The following is a 21326-nucleotide window of genomic DNA, read 5'->3' as shown; positions in this document are numbered from 1 at the left end:
TGAAGCTGCGCACGGTGTCGCCGTTGCGGTTGATCACCGCGCTCAGCTGGCCGTGTTCGTCGTAGCGGTACTGGGTGAGCGTTTCGACCGCCTCATTGTTGACCACGCGCTTGATGTCGGTCAGGCGCCCCAGCGGGTTGTCGTAGTGCAAGTGCACGCGGGTGCCGCCGGTGGCGCTGATGTCAGTCAGCATGCCGTCGGGTGTGCGGGTGAAGTGCAGGAAGTGGCCGAGGGCGTTCTCGATGCGTTGCAGCGGCACTTCGGTGTTGGTGTCGGGCACTTCGCCGAAATAGAAGAACAGGTTGTCGAGGGTCTGCAGGATGTAGTGGCCGCCCTCGGTGCACACCAGGTACACCTGCTCATGCGGGTTGTAGATCCGTTCGCCCGGTTGCAGGGTCACGAACGGGACTTCGCGGCCTTGGTTGTCGGTGAGGTAGATGAAGCCACCCTGGCGGCGCAGGCTCTGCTCCCAGGGCAGCACCCAGCCGCGACCGAGCACGCTATCGACCGAAAGGTCGCTGGCGTAGAAGCGCGACCACTCGATCGGCATCAGGCCCGGCAGGCTGAAGTCGATTTCATCGGGGATCAGCTTGCGGCCCGTGGTGAGGTCGACCGGGTTGCCGACCAGGCCGCCGATCGCCTTGCGGGCCACGGGTTCGACCACGTAGCGGCTGGCCACTTCACCGGCGACGAAGCCGGCAGTGAACTTCAGCGCGCAAGGCATGATGGCTTTCATGCCGGCTTGGGTACCGGCCTTGATCAGCTGGGCAATACCGCCTGCGGCACCGGCGATGGCCATCAGCACATCCACGGTGGTGCGCAGCCACTCCGGGACTTCATCGTCCACGGGCAGGTAGCGGTGGGTGCCGCCGCCGATGATGACGTTGTCAGAACCACCGGAAATGGTCGCGCCGCAGGTCAGCTTGTCGCCCTTGCGCGCAGCGGCCACGCTGTTGATGAACACATTGGTCGAGCCTTCGGCAATTTGCACCGGCCCCGGGTGTTTGTCGCAGGCGCCAATGCTTTTTTCAACACGCGCAGCCTTGCGGCTGTTGATGAATACATTGGGTGAGGCAGTGGTTATCGTCCCTGAAGGGGACGAGAACATACTGCCTATCGCCTCTCCGGCAGCGGTCAGCAAGCTGCCTCCAATACCAGCTGCAAGGCCGGCCAGCAACGCCACGCCGAACCCGCAGGTGAACGTGGCGATGGCCACCGTGGCAACCAGTGCGATACCCAGGGCGGCGCCAATCAGGAAGCCCCCCAACGCGCTGGTGTGCGATATCTCGTCGCCGAACCTGGCCGCTTCGAACATGAGGGGCTACTCCTGTTCGCCGGGCTCGGAACGGCTTACGGGCGTGCGCGGAGTGAAGCTCGCCAGCAGGTTGTCCCAGTCCTGGTTCTGTTGGGCACTGAAATCGGCCTGTGCAGTGGTGGAGAAGATCAGCGCACGGCCAGGGCTGATGATGAAGGCCGCCTGGCGCTGGTAAAGCGGGCGGCCTTGGTTCATGTAATAGGCGTCGATCTGAATACCGGCAATGGGTGCGGTAGCAGAAAGCGCGACGGCCTTGTTGCCCAAACGGGTGTAGCCACGCAGCTTGGAGGTCAGCATCTTGACCTGGCGATCGACATAGGCCTGCAGGGCTTCGTCTGGCAGCAAGGTGTCACGCGAGATGGTGATGCTCAACGGCGCGGGAACACTGGCACCCAAGACGAACATGTTGACCGTGCGGTCCTCGAACCCTGCTGGCAGCGCTATGCCGCCTTCCTGCAACTCGTAATCCATGCGATGAAAATTCCTGATAACAAAAAATGGGGGTCAGCTCAGCGCGAAGCCATCGAGCATGCGGTCAAACTCGGCCAGCCACTGGCTCAGGCCCGGCTTGCTGGGGTCGATTACGCATGAGATATCCAGCCATTGCAGTGACTCGCTGCCGGCGATGGGCACCAGCGCGCCGACCAGGCGACCGTGGCGGGGCTCGTGGCCGGCATTGAAGTGAAAATCCACCACTTTGGCGGGGTTGCCGGCCAGGTGGCAGTCACGTTTGCGAATCACGCGCAGTTGCGGGCTCATTTCGCGCAAGGCCTCGATTGCACGCTCGAACAATTGCTCCAGCGGCTGCCTGGCGCGTACATCACGGCGGCGGATGCTGAGGCTGACTGGCTCGCCTTCATGCTCGAGGGTGGTCTGGATATCGCGGAAACGAAAGCCAACTGGAAATTGCAGGTTGAAACCCGCGAAGGTGAAACCGCTGGCCACATCCTGCAGCACTGCCGGCACGGGTTCCGGTGTGGGCACAGGTTCGGGCACATGAGCAGCTTCTGCCAGCTTGGCCAGGCGCGCTGCCTCCTCTTGCGCTTCGCGCCTGGCGGAGATGCGGTCGTAGATCGAGGGCTTGTACATGTACCTTGCCTCAGTCGTTGATCCGCACTGCGGCGCCAGTGATTTGGGTAGTATCGGTACTGGTGGTCACGATGACCTTGCCTTTGATCTCGATGCCTTCCGGGGTCAGCGTGATGCTGCTGTCGCCCACCTGCAGGATGATGTGCTGCTTGGCGGCCACCTGGATGAACTGGTTGTCGACCTGCAGGGTGTAAGAACCTTCGGTCACTTGCACCACGGTGTCTTTCTTGACCGTTTCGGTGTGCGTACCGCCAACCGTGATCGAGCGGTTGTTCCCTACATCATGGGTCTCATCCAGCTCGATTTCGGTATCCATGTTGCGCTCGGCATGCATGATGATCTGCTCGGCGCCGGCCTTGTCTTCGAAGCGGAAGAAGTTGGCGGTACCGCCGTCGCCCTTCATCGAACGTGTCAGGAACCCACTCTGGGTCTTGTTCGCCGGCAGCGACCATGGCGGGGTGTTGGTGCTGTTGTACAGGCTGCCCATGATCAGCGGCCGGTCGGGGTTGCCGTCGAGGAACACCACAACCACTTCGTCGCCTATGCGTGGGATCTGAATGCTGCCGAAGCCGCCGCTGGCGCCGGACTGGGCGACACGTACCCAGCAAGAGCTGTGATCGTTGTACTTGCCATTGCGGTCCCAGTGGAACTGGATCTTCACCCGGCCTAGTTCGTCGGTGAAGATCTCCTCACCCGGTGGGCCGACGATGATCGCGGTCTGCGGGCCGGCAATGGTCGGTTTGGGCGTACTCAGCTGCGGGCGGAACGGGATCTTCTTGCGCACGCAACTGAAGGTGTTGAAGTAGCTGGCCTGCTGGCCGGTTAGGTAGTTGTTGTGGCCTTCGCTTTCCACGCTCATTAGCAGGAACTGGCGGTCTTCTAACGGGCCTTGGTCGTGGATGTAGTGCTGCAGCAGCTCGAAGGTATAGCCTGGCTTCATGGCCCGGCAGTTACTGGCACCTTCGAACTTCTTGCCGCGCAGCTCCAGCGCCTCAATGCGCAGGCGCAGCAGGGTTTCGCCTTCGTCATAGGTACCGTGGGTGTACTGGCCGGGGAAGTCGTAGATCTCGAAGTTCTCGACATCGCCCTGCTTGTTCACGCTGTTCAGCGCCACCGGCAGGCGGTTGTTCGGTTGGCGGTAGTCAAAGGTTTGCGTGGCCATCTTGCCGGATTGCAGTTGACGGTTGCCGCTCCACTGGGTGATGGAGTCGGCGGTCTCGGTGACCGAGGCGCTGTGGAAGCGGATTTGCGGTTGCTCGGGGATGGCCACCAGCGTGCTGGAGTCATCGCAGATGATCATGGTGTGGCCTTCGGCGGTGTGCTCGAAGTAGTAGAACATCCCCTCTTCCTCCAGCAGGCGCTGGACGAAGTTGAAGTCGGTTTCGCGGTACTGGGTGATGTAGGTGTAGCGCTTCTGTGGCCGGGTCAGGCGAAACTCGTGGCGGGAAAACGCCGGACACAGGGCGAACACTTCGGTGACCACTTCCTCGACCGTGTTGCCCTGGAAGATCCGCGTGTCGAAGCGGTTCTTCAGCATCGAGAACCACGGGTTGAGGGTAGCGGTATAGCGCGCCATGCCGCCGTCGCTGCCGATGCTGGCAAAGCGTGTGAGGTAGCCGGTTATGTACCGCGGGCCGCCTTCGGCCAGTTCGATCTCGATGCTGACGTGCTGGCCCATCATGGATTTGAGCGGCACGCCGGAGTCTTCGCAGACCAGCAGCAGTTCGTAGTTGAACGCCCGCGACAGGGCTTCGGTGCCCTTGAAGGTTTCCAGCAGCAGCTCCTGCTCGGGGTTGGCCAGGTTGTGAAACTTGAACAGGCGGCGGTTCTGTGGCGACAGCAGCGCGGAGGCCAAGTCCATGATCATGCGAAATCTCCTTGAAAACACGGCCAGCACGCGCTTGCGATGCTCAGCTGCAACCCTGATCTTGCGGGCGTATTCTGCATGCGCGCATAACGCGCGTGCTTGCGGAATCATGCGACTGCCTGCAGAAAGGAAAGTGCCATCGTGCATTGAAATAAATGCGACAGGGTTCACATTCCCGAATGCCAGGCAGGCAGAAAGGCCCAAAGGAAACACCGGCAAAAGCTGCCCTGTCAACTCACTACAGGCCTAGGAAAACCGGGCAATACCGCCCTGTAAGGCAATGTCATATCGCCATCTTTCATCTTCCTCACTGGCGCCCGGAGGCGACCCGGCAATCGCCGAATGGCCCGCCACAGAAGGTTCTTGAGGTATCGATCAGCGCCCAGGCCGGACAGCTCCCACTCGAACTGTCTCGCTACCAAACGCATCAGCTCCACTTGCGGAGAAAAATGTTTCATAACGTGGATTGGTTCAAGTTTTTCGCCACCGGCCAATTCCGGCAAATGGCCATTGCGAAAGCGGCCGTAATGGCACTTGCGGGATGCGGTCAGCCACAAAGCCGTGCAGCTAGGCTCAATTGCCATCATTGCCGCGCACGCCTGTCATGAGAACAATGGGTTCTCCGCCGGACTTCGCCCCCATCCTGAGGTCTGAAGCGACATGCTGCGCTCGCCGCCGAGCGCCGCCACTTCCATGGACAGTGAAGCGAAAATGGATCTTTTAGCCAACATCCCCAGTTGGGGAGACATCGAACGCAATCTCGAGCAGAAATTCAGCGAGCTCAACCAGAGCGTCGACAGCGGCCTGAACAGCGCCCATGAGGCCTGGGACGGTTTCAGCCGACGAGTGAGCAATGGCGCCAACCAGGCGCCTATGGCTACCTCGGTGGCCAGCGTATCGACAACGTGCGCCAGGCCATGCGTCTATCAGAGCACTGAGAAGGTCACGCTGCTGAGGAGCACCTCGGCACCGGTACTGGATACCTGGTCCGTTCCTTCCCAACCCTATAACGCCATTGGCGGTGCTCGGCAGATGACCTCTGGCCAACGCGAGCTCTTCAAACTGATAACACCAGGTGCATTATGAAACCCACACCCCCCCTCGGCTATGTCCAGAAGGCTATCGACATCACCGCGCAGCGGAACAAGGCCTGTCCCGCTTACCCCATTTATGGGATGCTACTAAACCAACTTGACTATGTGAAAGCCGTGTTCGAAGGGCGTGAGCAAGATAAATCGAAACTCCACCAACTCAGTATCGGTGCCATTGCCTCGAAAGAATTCGAAGAAAATGACCCCGAGTTGGCCAGAGCACTGAAAGACGCCTATTACGTAGTCATCCAGTCGGCTCGTGGCCTCAAAATTCAACTGCCCGATTGATTGCCGACGTTCGATCAGGCCAGACACTGAACATCGAGCGCAGTCACTGACGAAAGCTATAAACCCTACACCCAGCAGGCTGAGCCACGATGGACATTTACGCACTCCGGCAAAAATCGATAGCGCTGCGTGTCATCATTGACCGGCTGAAGTCACACGACCCGGCCGCCATGAAGTTGAGTGTAGAGCTGACGCTCTTGTTGAACGCGGCAAAGCAGCAGCGGATCCGCACCCCGATGGAATGACGTGACATCCCCGGAAGCTATCTGTTCACCGAAGAAGGGCTGCAGCGGTATGCCGATCTCGAGCACGCCTTCGCCGAGTTTCGTATCGAGCTGTCCGGGGGCGAGTCCCCTACCCTGCACAAGCTAAAGGCGCGCATGGGGGAGAAACCCTCCCAGGGATGATGGGCGGGCAGCCTTGCCATCTTTTCATGAGTTCATTACGCCTTTGACGCATGGATGCAACGAAATAGCTCAAACTGTCCTTTTGCCCGGTATGCCGATGATGCGGTTGTGCATTGTCGTAGCGAGAGGCAAGCAGAACACGTGATGCGTTCAATCGCTTCACGTCTAGCGGTTTGTGGCCTCACGATGCATCCCGAGAAATCGAAAATCGTGTACTGCAAGGACAGCAATCGACGCGCAGGGTATCCGCATGTGAGCTTTACCTTCCTTGGTTTCACTTTTAGACCCAGGAAGCAATCGGCCAGCACAACAAGCTTTTCACCAGCTTCCTTCCGGGACAGTGCGCAAGTGTTGAAGCGAATGCGGCGAGCAGTGCGCGAGTGGCGGGTCAGCCGCCAAACTCATGTGACGCTGGCTGCTGTGGCTCGGCTTTACAACCCAGTGATACAAGGTTGGTGGCAGTACTATGGCGCGTTCTATCAGACGGCCATGCTTGGTATGTTTCGACATATCGATAGCGGGCTCAAGCGTTGGGCCGGTCGTAAGTACAAAATACTTCACGGGCGCAAGCGGCGTATATCTCAATGGTTGGACACGGTGCATACGACTGCCCCTCGACTGTTTTATCACTGGCAAGTAACCGAGCAACAGGTTGGATAACGGGCGCCGTATGACGCGAGAGTGTCACGAACGGTTCTGCGAGCGGCTACGGGGGCAGTTCCTGTGGCCGACTCACCATTTCGGCATGAAGGCCCACATCGGTGCGGATGCTGAATCGGGTCTGGTGCATCACGTTCATGGTACCGCCGCGAACGTAGCTGACGTGACGGAGGTCGCTCAGCTATTGCATGGCGAAGAGAATGTCGTGTGCGGATGCGGGTTACACAGGCGTGGAAAAGCGGCCAGAACACGAGGGACGGCAGGTGATATGGCAGGTCGCTGCCCGTGCGAAGCTTGTGCTCAACACCCTACGCGGTCTCTTATTCAAAGCTGAAAATGGAAAAATTCATGCCCCGATGGAGGCTAGAGACATACCTGGTTACCGCTACTTACCGGAAACCAACTTACAGCACGATCGTAATCTCAGTCAGTTATTTGCAGAATTTTACATGGCATTGATTGAAGAAGAGGAGTAGAGCTCCTTTAAGAAATTCCAAGCCAAAAACAAAAATCAAGATTAGAAAAAGATGGAGTACATACAAGAAGCTTGTTCGAACTGGTAACTTGGCAGGACACCGAGACAACCAGGATATTCCTGCCAACTTCTTCAAGTCACAGGGCTATAAGTCTGCCGATTACATCCCCCTGTTCATTGAGACTCTGCATGGTCACCGGAAAGAAGTTGCGCGACTGACGATAGTCAAAGGTACGAACGGCGATCTTTCCGGATTGCAGTAGCTATAAGCTTTCAACGATTGGTTCAGGCGGAAATCGTACCTTGCCACGCTGCCGAAACCTGCACACCTCGCCAAAATCGCTTATTTTCGGCTCTTGAGTGAAAAAAACCGAGCCAACCATGAGGCATCACGTAACGCACGCACATATTCGATCTCAAGAAATGTGTATTGACGCGCCTCACGACGCTCGCGTTCTTTTAACGCCCTTAACGAAGCGATATTGGTGCGATTGTAGAAGACCATATACAGCGAAATGAAAACCATCACACACAGCACCACGGCCATTGAACTATTATAGTTCTTAATCGTCGGATACAGCAGACTACTCAATCCTGCACCAAGCCCGCCCACAACCCACGAATTGGCCTGCTCGGGTTCGAATACTTCTACCCGCTCACCGCGTAACAGGAATGAACTCGCTTTGGTTCTATGCCCATAGGCCAATGCGAAAGCCAGCGCAGTAAGAATGAGCGGCACGGCGCTGATCGCAAGCGCCGCTACGCCTCCCATTTTTGCTTGTTTGTACGTTATCGCCATTGACAGGACAAATGCGAAAAGCGGCACGGAAGTCAAGCTGAAACAGAGACGTAAGGACGCAAAGTCAGCAAATCTTTCAGAAAGATAGGCACATTTCACGCACCAGCAAAATGTAACAAACGACGCTACAGCCATGGGCACAAAAACAATCTTCGGCGCCACCCCAAGTGTCAACACTGAAATCATAAGCGTCAAAAACCAGAAGGCCCAAACTCGCGCAAAAAACCGTTCGGTCGTAAACATTTAATTCAATGTTTCCCAGTCAGGTAATCGCCCAAGTCAGTCCCCAAACCGGTTGCCGTCAAGGCTGGCAATAAAGCAATGCGTCCAGTTCGTCATGCTGCGGCGAGAGATCGAACAGCTTGGCTGCCAGTTCCTGGATATGTTGCGACCACGCAACCTTCTCCACCCACTCCGGCGGCATGCCGGATACGCCGTACAGCGCACCCGCCAACTGGCCGGCGGTGGCCGCGACACTATCGGCATCATCGGCAAGATTGGCGGCCAGGAGGATCGCGTCCTTGAAGTTGTCGGTGTTCCATACGGCCCACAGTGCTGCTTCCAAGGTATCGATGACGTAGCCGGAGGAGCGGATCTGTTCGCGGCTCTTTTGCTTGTACTCGCCCGCATTGATGATCATCGGGCGAGGCCGCAACGAACGCACCGCTGGGGCCAGGGTCTCTTGCTTGTCTGCACCGTTGAGCGCCAGATGCAGCTGTGCCGCAAACAGCTGACAGCAGTTCACTGCCTCGTCGGCGTTGTGGGTCACGCTGCTTTGCGTGACGCTTTCCCACCAGCTTGCCGACAGCGAGTGCCGGCGGAAGATTGCCGTAGGCGCAAGGCGGATGATGGAGCCATTGCCAGCCGTCGAGGGGTCATAGTTGCCTTGCCAGGTAATGCCCTCGCGCAGCCAGCCTTCAAGGGCATTGCGCGTGGCATTGCCGATATCGAAACAACGACCGTTGGCACTGTTTTCCCCGCGCCGGTACCAGCGGACCAAGGCATCGGCGTAGGTGGCGTAATCGAACTTGCCCTTGCTCACATACGTGTCTGCCAGGCACAGCGCCATGCTGGTGTCATCAGTCCACTCACCCGCAACAAGGTTGAACGGGCCACCCCCGACCATGTCGCTCACCTGGCCCCTGTCGCGGGCCTGGAACTCGAGCGTGGTGCCGACCGCATCGCCGATGGCCAGGCCAAGCAGCGCGCCCCTGGCGCGGTCCAGTGCCTGCTCCGCGGTCAATGTGCAGGCCCTGGAATGCAGCCAGCTTGGCTTGACCGCCGGCGCCGCCGGCGCATCAGGCTGCAAGGTGTAGTCCATCCGCTGCTGCAACTGCCGGGAGGGCTCCGGCGACAGATGCGCATAACGTTGCACGTAGTCGGCCAGCAATGCGTTTGAGCTTCTTAGATCGATCATGGGATTTCTTTGAGAATGAATTGGGTAACGGAGCCATTGTCGACCCTGTCGACAACATTGAAGCGCGTGCCAGGCGCGAACAATACCTCAGCCTCCTTATGGCCTGAGAGAAAGCTGATGTCTTTGCCAGTAATGCCTTGCAGCGTCATCTTCACATTGCCGTTGAATGCCAGGGCCGGGTCTGCAGATGTGCTCAAGAATGCCGCATCACTGGTTGGCAGACCAACCTGCATCCGCGACAGGATATCGGAGGGCAATCTGGTGCCGCGGAAGGTATCACCTAATGTGTAGGACGGCAGTTTTGCAAGCCCTTCGTTCGCGTGCGCGACGAACGCCTCCATCTGTGGCGTGAACGGGGTTTGCCCGCGCAGGGCCGGGTTGATCCATTGGTACCCTTCATTGGTCGTATAGCCATGCAGCGCGCCGATCTGGTCGTCCGTAAGCATCGCAGAGCGTTTGGGGTCGGCGATGTCGGCGATACGCCTGCCAGTCTCCGTCCAGCGGTCTGCGGTCTGCTTGCCCACAGCATCACGCAAGGACATGACCGTCGGTTTGGCAACGGGCTTGGCCGCTGGTGCTGGTTCCGGGCGACGGAGCGGCTCCGGCAGTTCAGGTTTTTTGAGGGGCGTCGGGTCCTTGATCTGCAGGTCTGGATGAGCCAGTAGCTTGGATTCATTCTTGGCAAGCCAAGTGCCGAACTGCTTGTTGGCGATATCGGCCTGCAGCTTGGCACTGCGGCTGGCGATGTTCTCCATGCTGCCCATGATGCCGGCCTTCACCTGCCCACGCAGCAGGTAAGTGACGATGCCCACCAGCAGTAGCAACACTAACTGTTCCTGGCCTCGAGCGAGTTGACGGGCGGCACGTTCGGTCCGTTCCTGGATGAGCGCCGCCGAGCCTCCGGTCGGGTCGAGGCCGGCAGGCTTGACGCCTTCTTCAGCATTCCAGGCGGTGGCAATCCCTTCATGCAGCGTAGCCAGGCAGGCGGGCAAACCTTTGATGAAATACTCGGCGATGGCCGAAAGCCCCAACGCCAGCAGAATGAGGTTGCCGACTTCTAGACCGATCCCAGCCCCCGCCACGGCGCCTGGTGCGGCCCCCACCCCAAAGGCCAAGGCACCGATCGCACCACCAGCCGCTGAGCCTACGGCGATGCTGCCCCCCAGGATCATCGACACTTCCTTCACCAGTTGCAGCAGCACTGGCAGGATCTGCTCGATACCGATGGAGGCCCACTTCCGCTTGAGGTCTTCCTGGAAGATCGGATACGACATCGCCAGCGCCTGTTGCACGTTGTCGATGCGATGGCCACCCATGTAGCCATAAGCCTGGCTGGCGCCATCACTGACCCGTCGGGTGAACCCGTCCCAGCTGTCGTGGGCGCCCTGCAACCCTTGGCTAATGCTCTGGTTCACAGCGCTGAACTTCTGGTCGAGGTTGCGCTCTACGTCGCTCCAACTGGGGACGTTGGCTAAAAGGTCCATTTTCTGAATCACTGTCCTTTGAATGGCGTGCTTATCACGCACCCCGGCAAGTACTGAAGGGGGCAAGCGATAGCGCATTGCCGCTATGCTGATGTGTGACCATCGTTCGTGAAATTAATTTCCCGACATCAGCATTTTCCTCAGACCATCGCGACACAGCAATGATGGCAAATGGTTAGCACCGTAACTTGGGCGTTGCCAGCTAGTCCACGTAAAGTCGCTCATGAAGGTTGCAGAATCGAACTTGCCTTGGCTTGCGTAGGCGTCCCCCAGGCACTAGGCCATGCTGGTATCGTCGGTCCACTCACCAGGCGCCAGGCGGAAAGGAGTACCGCCGACCATATCGTTAACATGCCCTTGATCGCGCCGCTCAAACTCCAGCGTCGTGCCTACTGCATCACCAATCGCCCGACCAGGCAATGCGCCCTGAGCGCGATCCAGTGCCTGGTCCTGTGATAACGTCCAGGATCTGTTGTCCAGCCATGCTGGTTTGATCCGCGGCAGCCAGGGAATGCTCAGGCACACATGAAAGACCATCCCGAACTCTACGAAAGGTCCCCTGTTCTTTTCCGGCTTACGGCCATCGGTCTGATGCTGTCCATGCTCGCCATGGGAGCACTGGCGGTGTACGCCTTATGGACGGATATCGTACCCCTCTACGGCCGGATCTACCGTAATGCGCCGGTCGTGGAAACCCCGCTCAAAGCTTTCTTCATGATTGCATTCATTCCGCTGGGGCCTTGCCTGAGCGTTGGTAGCCTGATCGCCGCATGGACCGGTCGAAAGTTTGACCCACTGAAAACCTCTTGGCTGCATGGGTTCCAGCTACGCTCGCTGCAACTGACGGTTGTGCTGATGGTTATCGTCGCACCGGCAATGATTACGCTGACCACAGCAACGCTTTCGGCAAAGGGCTACTGGTCGTGCCCGAAGCTCAGGATCTCGGGCTCCGGTTGGCAGATGTTCTGGGTTAACGATGAACGCGTGTGCTTCAAGCCGGATCATTACATCAACGACAATTGGCCATGTAAGGCAATCAATGGCAGAGACGTTTGCGTACAGGTCGATGGTCGCTGAGTTGGATGCAACCGGCTGCGCCGGTGTTCGCGGGCAATCCCGCACCTACCCGCACCTACTAGCATCGCGCTAGCTATCGATTTTGAACAATAAAGTTACCCCGCTGGATGCGACAAAACTCGTCGCATTGCCATCATCCTGACGCGCTTCCCTTACCCCGCAACGCGCAGGCGGCCAGCCCACAAAATGAGAACTGATTCACTTTTTGAAAAAAACTTTTGCCAATGATTTTTATGTCTTCCCAGCCCCTTTCGCACCCAGTCTTTAGGGCTTAAACCCCCCATTTCCTGCGACCAGTACCGCTGTCAATATCACAGCGCCATTATTGCGCAGCGTCGTAAAACAGGGAAAAAATCGCCACCCTCGCCGGAACTTCTTCCTCAGCGAGGTGCCCTAGTCGGCATTGCTGGCAACACAATATTCATGTGCCAGCACTCAGATTTGCCGCAGCCGATGGCTCAATTTCAGGTCGACGCCACTGGCGTTCAGGACGATCAAGCAGGCACATGGACGCGATGTACCGATGACACAATCATTCGATGTCGAAGCACTGATCAAGCTGCGTAGCCAGACGCGGGCGATCTCCGATGCGCTGAAGGCGCAGGCGGCGGATTACCTTGCCACCGTGGCACCGCTGATCCGTCCGCAAACCCTGTTTGGCGAATACCTGCAAGGCGCCCAGCGCAGCAGCGGGCGCGAAACCCAGGGCCACTTCCAGGCCCTGGTCGAACTCTACGAGCGTATCGGCTCGGCCGCGCCGTTCCAGCTGGTCACCGAGCTGGAAGTACCGCTGAACCTGATCAGCACCACCCCCGAACTGTTCCCGCTGGAATACGACAAGGTCCTCGAACAGAGCGGCCAGACCATCCGTATCACCAGCCCAACCCGCTGGGTAGTGGGCTTCCACGCCTTCGACCTGGCGCGGTTTCGCAATGTCATCAAAGACCCCAATCGCAGCAGCGCCGAGCTGTACCGCTTCGTGGTGCACTACCTCGTGCTGTTCTACTGCCTGAGCAAGTCGCCTGGCCTTGGCCGGCTGTTCGAAGGCCTGCGCTACGGGCTGAGCTTCGAACGCCTCAAAGGCTTTGGCGACCTGCCGTTCTGCGTCATCAGCTCGCCGGTGCGCTCGGAACTTCCCGACGATTCGGTCATCCGTAGCAGCACGCAAATTGCCGGCAACACCAGCTTCGAAGAACTGGTGGGCCGCGACAACATTCTGGAAATGAACGACGACATCCGTCAGCGCCTGCTGCTGACGATCGAAGGACTGTAACCCGCAGTGCCCCACACCGGGCCGCGCAATGATTCGCAGCGAACTGCTAGCACTGGAGAACACGATGGCGAAGAAGGAAAGCACCCAGCACAAACTCGACCGCGTCCGCGCGCCGCGGGTCCATATCACCTACGACGTGGACATCGGCGATGCCATCGAGAAAAAGGAGCTGCCCTTCGTCGTCGGCGTACTGGGCGACTTTTCCGGCAACCCGCTGGAGCCGCTGCCCAAGCTCAAGGACCGCAAGTTCGTCTTCATCGACCGGGACAACTTCAACGGTGTGCTCAAGGGCATCAAGCCACGCCTGACCTACCGGGTCGACAACACCCTGGCCAAGAACGGCACCCAGCTGGGCGTGGAGCTGAACTTCAACAGCCTTGAAGACTTCGAGCCACAGAACGTGGTCAAGCAGGTCGAGCCGCTGCGCAAGCTGCTTGAAGTGCGCAACAAACTGGCCGACCTGCGCAACAAGATGGGCGGCAACGACAAGCTCGAAGAGCTGCTGATGGACGTGCTGCAGAACACCGAAAAACTCAAGACCCTGGGCAAGGAATTCGGCCGTGAAGCCGAAGTGAAAGACCCATCCAGCAGCGATCGCGCCTGAGCAGGAGCCCGAACATGACCGACAAGCAAACCGCACCGCAACAGGCCGGCGAACTGGTCGAAGTAGAAAACTTCGCGCCACAGCCCTCACTGCTTGACAGCATCATTTCGCAAAGCCGCGTGGCCCGTTCCGACACCGAGCGCAACCGCACCCGCGACCTGATTGGCGAATTGGTGAACCAGGTGCTCGAAGGTGAGATGACGCCGAGCAAAGACCTGATCGCCGTGCTCGACTCGCGTATCGCCGAGATCGATTCGATGCTCTCCGAGCAGATGAACGAGATCATGCACGCCCGCGAGTTCCAGCAGCTGGAAGCCTCCTGGCGCGGCCTGAAATACCAGGTAGACCAGACCGAAACCAGCACCACGCTGAAGATCCACCTGCTCAACGCCTCGAAGAAAGACCTGGTACGCGACCTGAAGGCCGCCAGCGAATTCGACCAGAGCGCGCTGTTCAAGAAAGTCTACGAAGAAGAATACGGCACTTTCGGTGGCGCGCCGTTCGGTATGCTGATCGGTGACTACGAGTTCAACCGCAACCCCGAAGACATGTACCTGCTGGAAGAGATCTCGCACGTGGCAGCGTCGGCGCATGCACCGTTCATCTCCGCCGCCTCCCCCGAGCTGTTTGGCTGGGACTCGTTCACCGAGATGTCCGGCCCGCGTGACCTGGCAAATCTCTTCGACACCGTCGAGTACGCCAAGTGGAAGTCGTTCCGCGCCTCGGAAGACTCACGCTACGTCGGCCTCACCCTGCCCCACGTGCTCGGCCGCCTGCCATATGGCCCTGATACCACGCCGGTGGAAGAATTCAACTTCGTCGAAAGCGTCGACGGCCGCGACCACAACAAGTACCTGTGGATGAACGCCGCCTATGCCCTCGGCACCCGCGTCACCGATGCCTTCGCCCGCTACGGCTGGTGCGTGGCCATCCGCGGCGTAGAAGGTGGCGGCCTGGTCGAAGGCCTGCCAACCCATACCTTCAAGACCGACGACGGCGAAATCGCCCTCAAGTGCCCGACCGAGATCGCCATCACCGACCGCCGCGAAAAAGAGCTGTCGGACCTGGGCTTCATTCCCCTGGTGCACTGCAAAGGCACCGACTATGCCGCGTTCTTCGGCACCCAGTCGGCGCAGAAGCAAAAGCAATACAACACCGACATCGCCAACGCCAACGCACGCCTGTCGGCCCAGCTGCAGTACATTTTCGCCACTTCGCGCATCGCCCATTACATGAAGGCAATCATGCGCGACAAGATCGGCAGCTTCGCCTCACGCATGGACGTGGAGCGCTTCCTCAACCAGTGGCTGGCCAGCTACGTGCTGCTGGACGACACCGCCAGCCAGGAGGCCAAGGCCAAGTTCCCGCTGCGCGAAGCCCGCGCCGAGGTGTTCGAGGTACCAGGCAAGCCAGGCGTGTACAAGGCCGTAACCTACCTGCGCCCGCACTACCAGCTCGACGAACTGACCGCCTCGCTGCGCCTGGTCGCCGAACTGCCTCAAGGGGCGCGCGGCTGACAAGCCGGTGTGTACAGGGATGACACATGAGTAACCAGGCCCGCCTGCTGCCCTCGCTGCTCGACCGACTGCTGGACGACCGTCCGTTCCAGTCGGCCGAGCCGGCCGCGCAGCGCACCTGCTCGCTGGCCGAGTACAAGGCCAGCATCGTCCGTGACCTTGAGGTGCTGGTGAATACCCGCCAGTCCCTGGTCGCCGAAGAGCTCGACGGCTTCAGCCAGCTCGGTGGTTCCATCCTTGAATACGGCATGCCCGACTTCATCAGCCGCAGCGTGCTCGACCCACATGACCGCCGCCTGATCCAGCAACAGCTGGAGCGGGCGATCAGTACCGGAGACCGGCGTTTCCGGCGGGTCCGTGTGCAGCTGTTGGCCCAGCAAAACGGCCACCGCATGTTGACCTTCCGCGTGGACGCTGTATTGCGTCTGCAGGACATCAGCCGCCAGGTCTCTTTCGACGCCGTGCTGCAGGTCAACACCCAGGAATACAAAGTGCAGAACCTCAACTGATGCTCGACGAACTGCTGCCCTACTATGAAAAGGAACTGTCGCACCTGCGCTTCCTCGGCCAGGAGTTTGCCGCGCAGTACCCTAAAATCGCTTCGCGCTTGCTGATCGAGGGCGACAACTGCGAAGACCCGCACACCGAGCGACTGATCGAGGCGTTCTCGTTCCTTTCTGCGCGGGTGCACAAGAAGCTCGATGACGAGTTTCCGGAAATCGTCGAATCCTTCCTTGAGGTGCTGTACCCGCATTACCTGCGCCCTACCCCCTCGATGTCGATTGCCGAGCTGAGCCTGGGCAGGCACGAGAAAGTCACCGAAGCGTACCGGGTGGCGCGCCATACCGAGATGCATGCCAACGCCATAGAGGGCGTGGTGTGCAAGTTCCGCACGTGCTACCCGGTAGAGCTGTGGCCGATTGCCGTGCAACAGGCCTCGTTCGTCGAAATGGAACGTTCGGCCTTCAACGGCCACAGTGCCGACCTGGTCGCACACCTGCGTATCCGCCTTGCAGCCACCGGCGATGCTCTGTTCGGGCAGATGCAAATGGACCGCCTGCGGTTTTTCCTCGACGGCGAAGCAACGCTCATGCTGCACCTTTACGAATTGCTGTTCAATAACCTGGCCAAGGCGACCTTGAGCTTCAACGACGAGGGCCGCCGCCGTGAGGTCGCACTGCCCGCCGATGCCCTCAAGGCCGTAGGCTATGCCCGCGACGAAGGCCTGGTTGACTACTCGGAGCGCTCGTTCCTCGGTTACCGGCTGCTGCACGAATATTTCACGTTCCCCGACAAGTTCATGTTCTTCGACCTCAGTGGCTTTGCCCGCATTCTGCAGGGCAAGGCCATCGAGCAGGTCGACATCAATTTCTATTTTTCCGACTACGACCTTGGCGAGCGACTGGCGCGGTTGACCCAGAATATCGGGCGCAACAACTTCAAGCTCAACTGCACGCCCATCATCAACCTGTTTCGCCAGCAAGCCGAGCCGATCAAACTGACCCACACCCAGCACGAGTATCCGGTCACCCCGGACACCCGGCTGCACAACGCAGCAGAAGTGGTATCCATAGACCGTGTGCGTCGGGTTCGTAAACTGGGGGGCACCGACCAGGTTGCCACTTGCCAGCCGTTTTTCGAGCCGCGAGGCGAGCAAGACCCGCACAGCAGCTTCTGGGTTGCCCGGCGGCGCGCCCAGGGTGACGCCACTGCCATGAGCATTCGCGTGGTCGACCGCGACCTGGAGCTGATCAGCGCCAGCAGCGACACCCTCAGCATCGCCCTCACCTGCAGCAACCGCGATGTGCCGCTCATGCTCCCGTTCGGCGGCGAGCGTGGCGATTTCAACATTCCCGCCAACTCGGTAATCAAGGATATCCGCTGCCTGCGCAAACCCACCGCCACGGTGCGTGTGCCATTGGGCAAAGGCTTGATATGGCGCCTGATCGCGCACCTGTCGCTGAACCATATGTCACTGGTCAGCCAAGGCCGTGAAGTGCTGCTGGAGCTGTTGTCGCTTTACAACTACCGCAACGTCTCGGCCATCCGCAAACAGATCAACGGCATCAAGGCCATCAACAGCGAGCCGGTAGTTGCGCGTATCGGCCATCCGCGGCCGAACTTCGTGCGGGGCGTGGGCATTACCCTCACCCTCGACGAGCACCAATTCACCGGCAGTGGCGTGTTCCTGTTCGGCATGGTGCTGGACCACTTCTTCGGCCAGTACTGCTCGATGAACAGCTTCACCCAACTGACCCTGCGCACCCAACAACGAGAAAAGAGAGTCGTCCAATGGCCAGCACGTACTGGCGATCAGCCCCTGGTCTGATCGATCAGGCCCGAGCCGAGCCGCACCGATTCGAATTCTTTCAATTGGTGCGCCTGCTCCGCCTGCACTACAGCCGCACCGGGCGCATGGACCTGGCAACCCGGCCCCACGAAGACCCGCTGCGTTTCCGCACCCAGCTGTCGCTGGCGTTTCCGGCCAGCGAAGTCAGCGACCTGCACTTCGAGCACGCAGGCAAGGTCTCGCCGGCCGGCCTGCCACTGTCGCAAGTGCAGGTTACCTTCATGGGCTTGGTCGGGCCTTCAGGCGTGCTGCCGCGTCCGTACACCGAGTTGCTGCTTGAGCGCCATGTGCAGTTTCGAGACGATGCCGCCCATGCCTTTCTCGACATTTTCTCGCACCGCATGACCACGCTGTTCTACGAGGCCTGGCAAAAATACAAATTCCATATCGAGCACGAGCGCACTGGCAGCTCGGGCTTCGATGGCTACCTGCTCAACCTGGTGGGCCTCGGACCGCGGGCGCAGAAGCTCAAGTTTGAAGAACAACCGTCAGCATTGCGTCGCGAGCTGTTCAGCTATTTTGCCGGCCTGCTCAGCCAGAAGCCGCGCAATGCGCTGAACCTCGAGCGCATGCTCGGCTTCTATTTCTCGCTGCCGATCCACGTCAAGCAGTTTGCCGGGCGCTGGTTGCACCTGCCGCCTGAGCAGCGCACCCAGCTTGGCCGGCGCAACGCCCAGCTTGGCCACAGCGCCGTTGCTGGCAAGCGGGTGTGGGACTACCAATCGTGCATTCGCATTGAGCTGGGCCCACTGAGCCTGGCGGATTACCAGCGCTTCCAGCCTGGTACCGAGTGCTATCGCAAGCTGGTCGAGCTGGTGCGCTTCTATATAGGTGCCGGCCTGGACTTTGAAATCGCCCCGCGCCTCAAGCGCGAGGCGGTGCCGTGCGCCCGGCTCGGCCGCAACGGCAATGTCGCGTTGGGCTGGCTCGGCTGGCTCAAACGCCCTGGCCGTGACGCGGAGCCTTCGCGTTGCGCCGTTTTCCATATTCCTTACGATGGGGTCGCCTTGTGAACCTGAAGTCGCTGTTCGCCAAGCTCAACGAAACCAGCCGCACGGCCACCGAAAGCGCAGCGGCCCTTTGCCTGTCAGAGCACCACTACGATGTCGAGGTGGAACACCTGCTGCTGCAATTGCTCGACACCGGTGACAATGACCTGGCCCCGATCCTGCGCCACTATGAGGTGGTCGCCGAGCGCCTGCAGGCGCAGCTGGTCACCGCCCTGGGCACGTTCAAGAAAGGCAATACCCGCACCCCGGCGCTGTCGCCGCACATTACCCGCATGATCGAGCAGGCCTGGCTGCTGGCGTCCATCGAGTACGGCGTCGGCCAGGTGCGCAGCGGCCACCTGCTGCAAGCCCTGCTCGACGACGCCGAACTGCGCCGGGTGGTCGTTGCCTCGGCGCCGGAGCTGGAAAAGATCAACGCCAACGACCTGCGCCTGAACCTCGCCGCGCTCGTCGAAGGCAGCGCCGAGTCCCGCCAGGCAAGCCCCCTGGCCAGCCCGGCGGCACCGGTGGCCAACAGCAGCAAGGCAGGCGGCAAGACCCCTGCGCTGGACCAGTACACCGTCAACCTCACCCAAAGTGCACGCGAAGGCCGCATCGACCCAGTGCTGGGCCGTGAGTTCGAAGTGCGGCAGATGGTCGACATCCTCACCCGCCGCCGGCAGAACAACCCGATCCTCACCGGTGAGGCCGGGGTGGGCAAAACCGCCGTGGTCGAAGGACTGGCCCTGCGCATCGCCCAGGGCGATGTGCCAACTGTGCTCAAGAGCGTTGCCGTGCATACCCTCGATCTTGGCCTGCTGCAAGCCGGGGCCGGGGTAAAGGGCGAGTTCGAAAACCGCCTGAAGGCGGTCATCGAAGAGGTCAAACGCAGCCTGCACCCGATCATCCTGTTCATCGACGAAGCCCACACCCTGATCGGCTCTGGCGGCCAGGCCGGGCAGAACGACGCTGCCAACCTGCTCAAGCCGGCGTTGGCGCGTGGCGAACTGCGCACCATCGCCGCCACCACCTGGGCCGAGTACAAGAAGTACTTCGAGAAGGACGCCGCCCTCGCCCGCCGCTTCCAGGTGGTAAAGGTCGAAGAGCCTGACGAGGACAAGGCCATTCACATGTTGCGCGGGCTGCTGGGCAAGATGCGCGAGCACCACAAGGTGGCGGTGATGGACGAAGCGCTGGTGCAGGCGGTGCGCCTGTCCAGCCGCTACATCACCGGGCGCCAACTGCCTGACAAGGCGGTCAGCGTGCTCGACACCGCCTGTGCGCGCATTGCCCTGGCACAATCGTCGCAGCCTGGCTTGCTGGAAGACTGCCGTCGACAGATCGACAACCTGCAGGCAGAAATTGACGTGCTCGGCCACGAAGCCGGCAAGGGCCACGACCATGACCGCCGCCTGGGTGAGCTGCAGGCCAGCCTGCAGGCCAAACAGCAGCAGGAACAGCAATTGAACGAGCAGTGGCAGCAAGAGCTGGCGCTGGTCGAACAGCTCAAGGCGCTGGATGCCGCCAACGACGCCGATGCCGGGCAGCTCAATAGCCTGCGCGCCGAACTGGCGCGCGTGCAAGGTGACCAGCCACTGGTGCACGCGCTGGTCGACAGCGGTGCCATCGCCCAGGTCATTAGCGGCTGGACCGGCATCCCGCTGGGCAAGATGCTGCGTGACGAAATCGACACCGTACAGCGCCTGCCGGCCCTGCTCGGCGAGCGCGTGCTGGGCCAGGACCATGCCCTGCACGAAATCGGCAAGCGCATCAAGATTTCCCGGGCGCGCATGGAAGACCCGAACAAGCCGATCGGTGTGTTCCTGCTGCTCGGCCCCAGCGGCGTCGGCAAGACCGAAACCGCCCTGGCCCTGGCCGATACCCTGTACGGCGGCGAGCGCAACCTGATCACCATCAACATGTCCGAATACCAGGAGGCCCACACCGTGTCGAGCCTCAAGGGCTCCCCACCCGGCTATGTCGGCTATGGCGAAGGCGGCGTGCTGACCGAGGCGGTGCGCCGCAAACCGTACAGCGTGGTGCTGCTCGACGAGGTTGAAAAAGCCCACCCGGACGTGCTCGAACTGTTCTTCCAGGTATTCGACAAGGGCGTACTGGACGACGGTGAAGGCCGCGAAATCAATTTCCGCAACACGGTGATCATCCTCACCTCCAACACTGGCACCGAGCGCATCATGCAGACCTGCCTGAATGCCACCGAGCTGCCCACGCCGCAGGCCATCGTCGAAGGCCTGCGCGACGAACTCAATCATGTGTTCAAACCGGCCTTCCTTGGCCGCCTGAGCATCGTGCCGTTCTACCCGGTGCAGGACCAGATCCTGGAGCGCATCGTCGCCCTCAAGCTCGCGCGCATCGCCAAGCGCTTCGCCCGCAACCACCAGGCCGAACTGAGCTACGACGAGGCGCTGGTCAAAGCCATTGCTGCGCGCTGCACCGAGGTCGACAGCGGTGCGCGCAATATCGACAACATTTTGTCCCAGACCTTGATGCCCGAACTCGCCCAGCGCGTGCTCGAACGCATGGCCCAGGACACGCCCATCGAACGCCTTGTGATCGAATTGGGCAGCGATGGCGACTTCGCCTATCGCCTGGCCTGATCAACG

At 60.1% G+C, this 21326-nt stretch carries 18 protein-coding genes and 6 pseudogenes; 16 read left to right on the top strand and 8 right to left on the bottom strand.

Annotated elements, in window-relative coordinates; genetic code table 11:
* From JOY50_RS20005 to tssI, 4 genes are all read right to left on the bottom strand, one after another.
* On the bottom strand, positions 1–1315 hold a 1315-nt coding region (locus JOY50_RS20005; RefSeq protein ID WP_243055714.1), incomplete at its 3' end, for a DUF6531 domain-containing protein.
* 6 nt (positions 1316–1321) lie between these two features.
* Complete coding sequence (locus JOY50_RS20000) at positions 1322–1786, bottom strand: DcrB-related protein (protein ID WP_016499542.1); 465 nt, start codon at positions 1784–1786, stop codon at positions 1322–1324.
* 33 nt (positions 1787–1819) lie between these two features.
* Complete coding sequence (locus JOY50_RS19995) at positions 1820–2404, bottom strand: DcrB-related protein (RefSeq protein ID WP_061204083.1); 585 nt, start codon at positions 2402–2404, stop codon at positions 1820–1822.
* A gap of 10 nt (positions 2405–2414) precedes the next feature.
* A complete protein-coding gene (gene tssI / locus JOY50_RS19990; RefSeq protein ID WP_016499540.1) occupies positions 2415–4271 on the bottom strand; it encodes a type VI secretion system tip protein TssI/VgrG in 1857 nt (618 codons plus the stop codon).
* 711 nt (positions 4272–4982) lie between these two features.
* Here tssI and JOY50_RS19985 point away from each other — a divergent pair.
* From JOY50_RS19985 to JOY50_RS29325, 8 genes and pseudogenes are all read left to right on the top strand, one after another.
* Positions 4983–5200, top strand: a pseudogene (locus tag JOY50_RS19985) (hypothetical protein); the annotation flags it as partial.
* Positions 5145–5357: a polymorphic toxin type 46 domain-containing protein gene (locus JOY50_RS19980; protein ID WP_243055713.1), complete on the top strand. Its 213-nt coding sequence runs from the start codon at positions 5145–5147 to the stop codon at positions 5355–5357. The pseudogene JOY50_RS19985 and the gene JOY50_RS19980, both read left to right, overlap by 56 nt.
* Positions 5354–5650 (top strand): immunity protein Tsi6 family protein, encoded by a 297-nt coding sequence (locus JOY50_RS19975; RefSeq protein ID WP_243055711.1) that lies wholly within the window; start codon positions 5354–5356, stop codon positions 5648–5650. Before JOY50_RS19980 ends, JOY50_RS19975 begins: the two co-directional genes overlap by 4 nt.
* 89 nt (positions 5651–5739) lie before the next feature.
* Positions 5740–6057: pseudogene (locus JOY50_RS19970) on the top strand (hypothetical protein).
* 30 nt (positions 6058–6087) lie between these two features.
* Positions 6088–6731 (top strand): annotated as a pseudogene (locus JOY50_RS19965) (group II intron maturase-specific domain-containing protein); the annotation flags it as partial.
* Positions 6732–6790: 59 nt separating this feature from the next.
* Positions 6791–7008, top strand: a pseudogene (locus tag JOY50_RS19960) (transposase); the annotation flags it as partial.
* The gene (locus tag JOY50_RS29125) at positions 6981–7193 is read left to right on the top strand and encodes a hypothetical protein (RefSeq protein WP_243055717.1); all 213 of its coding nucleotides are present in this window, start codon (positions 6981–6983) and stop codon (positions 7191–7193) included. The pseudogene JOY50_RS19960 and the gene JOY50_RS29125, both read left to right, overlap by 28 nt.
* Positions 7177–7311: pseudogene (locus JOY50_RS29325) on the top strand (hypothetical protein); the annotation flags it as partial. The gene JOY50_RS29125 and the pseudogene JOY50_RS29325, both read left to right, overlap by 17 nt.
* Before the next feature lie 224 nt (positions 7312–7535).
* Here the strand turns inward: JOY50_RS29325 and JOY50_RS19945 are convergent.
* The 4 genes and pseudogenes from JOY50_RS19945 to JOY50_RS19930 all read right to left on the bottom strand — a co-directional run.
* Positions 7536–8234: a hypothetical protein gene (locus tag JOY50_RS19945; RefSeq protein WP_243055698.1), complete on the bottom strand. Its 699-nt coding sequence runs from the start codon at positions 8232–8234 to the stop codon at positions 7536–7538.
* Positions 8235–8292: 58 nt separating this feature from the next.
* Entirely contained in the window at positions 8293–9408 is a 1116-nt protein-coding gene (tri1, locus tag JOY50_RS19940) for an ADP-ribosylarginine hydrolase Tri1 (protein ID WP_243055696.1), read from the bottom strand.
* Positions 9405–10892, bottom strand: coding sequence for a DUF6861 domain-containing protein (locus tag JOY50_RS19935; protein WP_243055716.1), 1488 nt, complete (start codon positions 10890–10892; stop codon positions 9405–9407). The genes tri1 and JOY50_RS19935 overlap by 4 nt, the downstream gene beginning before the upstream one ends.
* A 279-nt stretch (positions 10893–11171) precedes the next feature.
* Positions 11172–11429: pseudogene (locus JOY50_RS19930) on the bottom strand (ADP-ribosylglycohydrolase family protein); the annotation flags it as partial.
* Here JOY50_RS19930 and JOY50_RS19925 point away from each other — a divergent pair.
* The 8 genes from JOY50_RS19925 to tssH all read left to right on the top strand — a co-directional run bounded on the left by JOY50_RS19925 (position 11418) and on the right by tssH (position 21320).
* Complete coding sequence (locus JOY50_RS19925) at positions 11418–11969, top strand: hypothetical protein (RefSeq protein ID WP_243055695.1); 552 nt, start codon at positions 11418–11420, stop codon at positions 11967–11969. The pseudogene JOY50_RS19930 and the gene JOY50_RS19925 overlap by 12 nt on opposite strands.
* A gap of 523 nt (positions 11970–12492) precedes the next feature.
* Complete coding sequence (locus tag JOY50_RS19920; RefSeq protein WP_016499530.1) at positions 12493–13242, top strand: hypothetical protein; 750 nt, start codon at positions 12493–12495, stop codon at positions 13240–13242.
* Positions 13243–13306: 64 nt separating this feature from the next.
* Positions 13307–13846, top strand: coding sequence for a type VI secretion system contractile sheath small subunit (gene tssB, locus JOY50_RS19915; protein ID WP_012272397.1), 540 nt, complete (start codon positions 13307–13309; stop codon positions 13844–13846).
* A 14-nt stretch (positions 13847–13860) separates the two neighbouring features.
* On the top strand, positions 13861–15363 hold the full coding sequence (gene tssC / locus JOY50_RS19910) for a type VI secretion system contractile sheath large subunit (RefSeq protein ID WP_016499529.1): 1503 nt from the start codon (positions 13861–13863) through the stop codon (positions 15361–15363).
* Between the two features lie 26 nt (positions 15364–15389).
* Positions 15390–15872 carry a type VI secretion system baseplate subunit TssE gene (tssE, locus tag JOY50_RS19905; protein ID WP_028613918.1) on the top strand — a complete coding sequence of 161 codons (483 nt, stop codon included), beginning with the start codon at positions 15390–15392 and terminating at the stop codon, positions 15870–15872.
* Entirely contained in the window at positions 15872–17692 is a 1821-nt protein-coding gene (gene tssF, locus JOY50_RS19900) for a type VI secretion system baseplate subunit TssF (RefSeq protein WP_243055694.1), read from the top strand. The genes tssE and tssF overlap by 1 nt, the downstream gene beginning before the upstream one ends.
* Positions 17656–18726 carry a type VI secretion system baseplate subunit TssG gene (gene tssG / locus JOY50_RS19895; protein WP_041167706.1) on the top strand — a complete coding sequence of 357 codons (1071 nt, stop codon included), beginning with the start codon at positions 17656–17658 and terminating at the stop codon, positions 18724–18726. Before tssF ends, tssG begins: the two co-directional genes overlap by 37 nt.
* A complete protein-coding gene (gene tssH, locus JOY50_RS19890; protein WP_243055693.1) occupies positions 18723–21320 on the top strand; it encodes a type VI secretion system ATPase TssH in 2598 nt (865 codons plus the stop codon). The genes tssG and tssH overlap by 4 nt, the downstream gene beginning before the upstream one ends.
* Positions 21321–21326: the final 6 nt, after the last annotated feature.

Origin of the sequence: Pseudomonas sp. BP01, assembly GCF_022760795.1 — a bacterium.
GTDB lineage: Bacteria > Pseudomonadota > Gammaproteobacteria > Pseudomonadales > Pseudomonadaceae > Aquipseudomonas > Aquipseudomonas putida_Q.
Note: the sequence above shows the minus strand (reverse complement) of the source record. Positions and strands in the feature narration are given on the sequence as shown.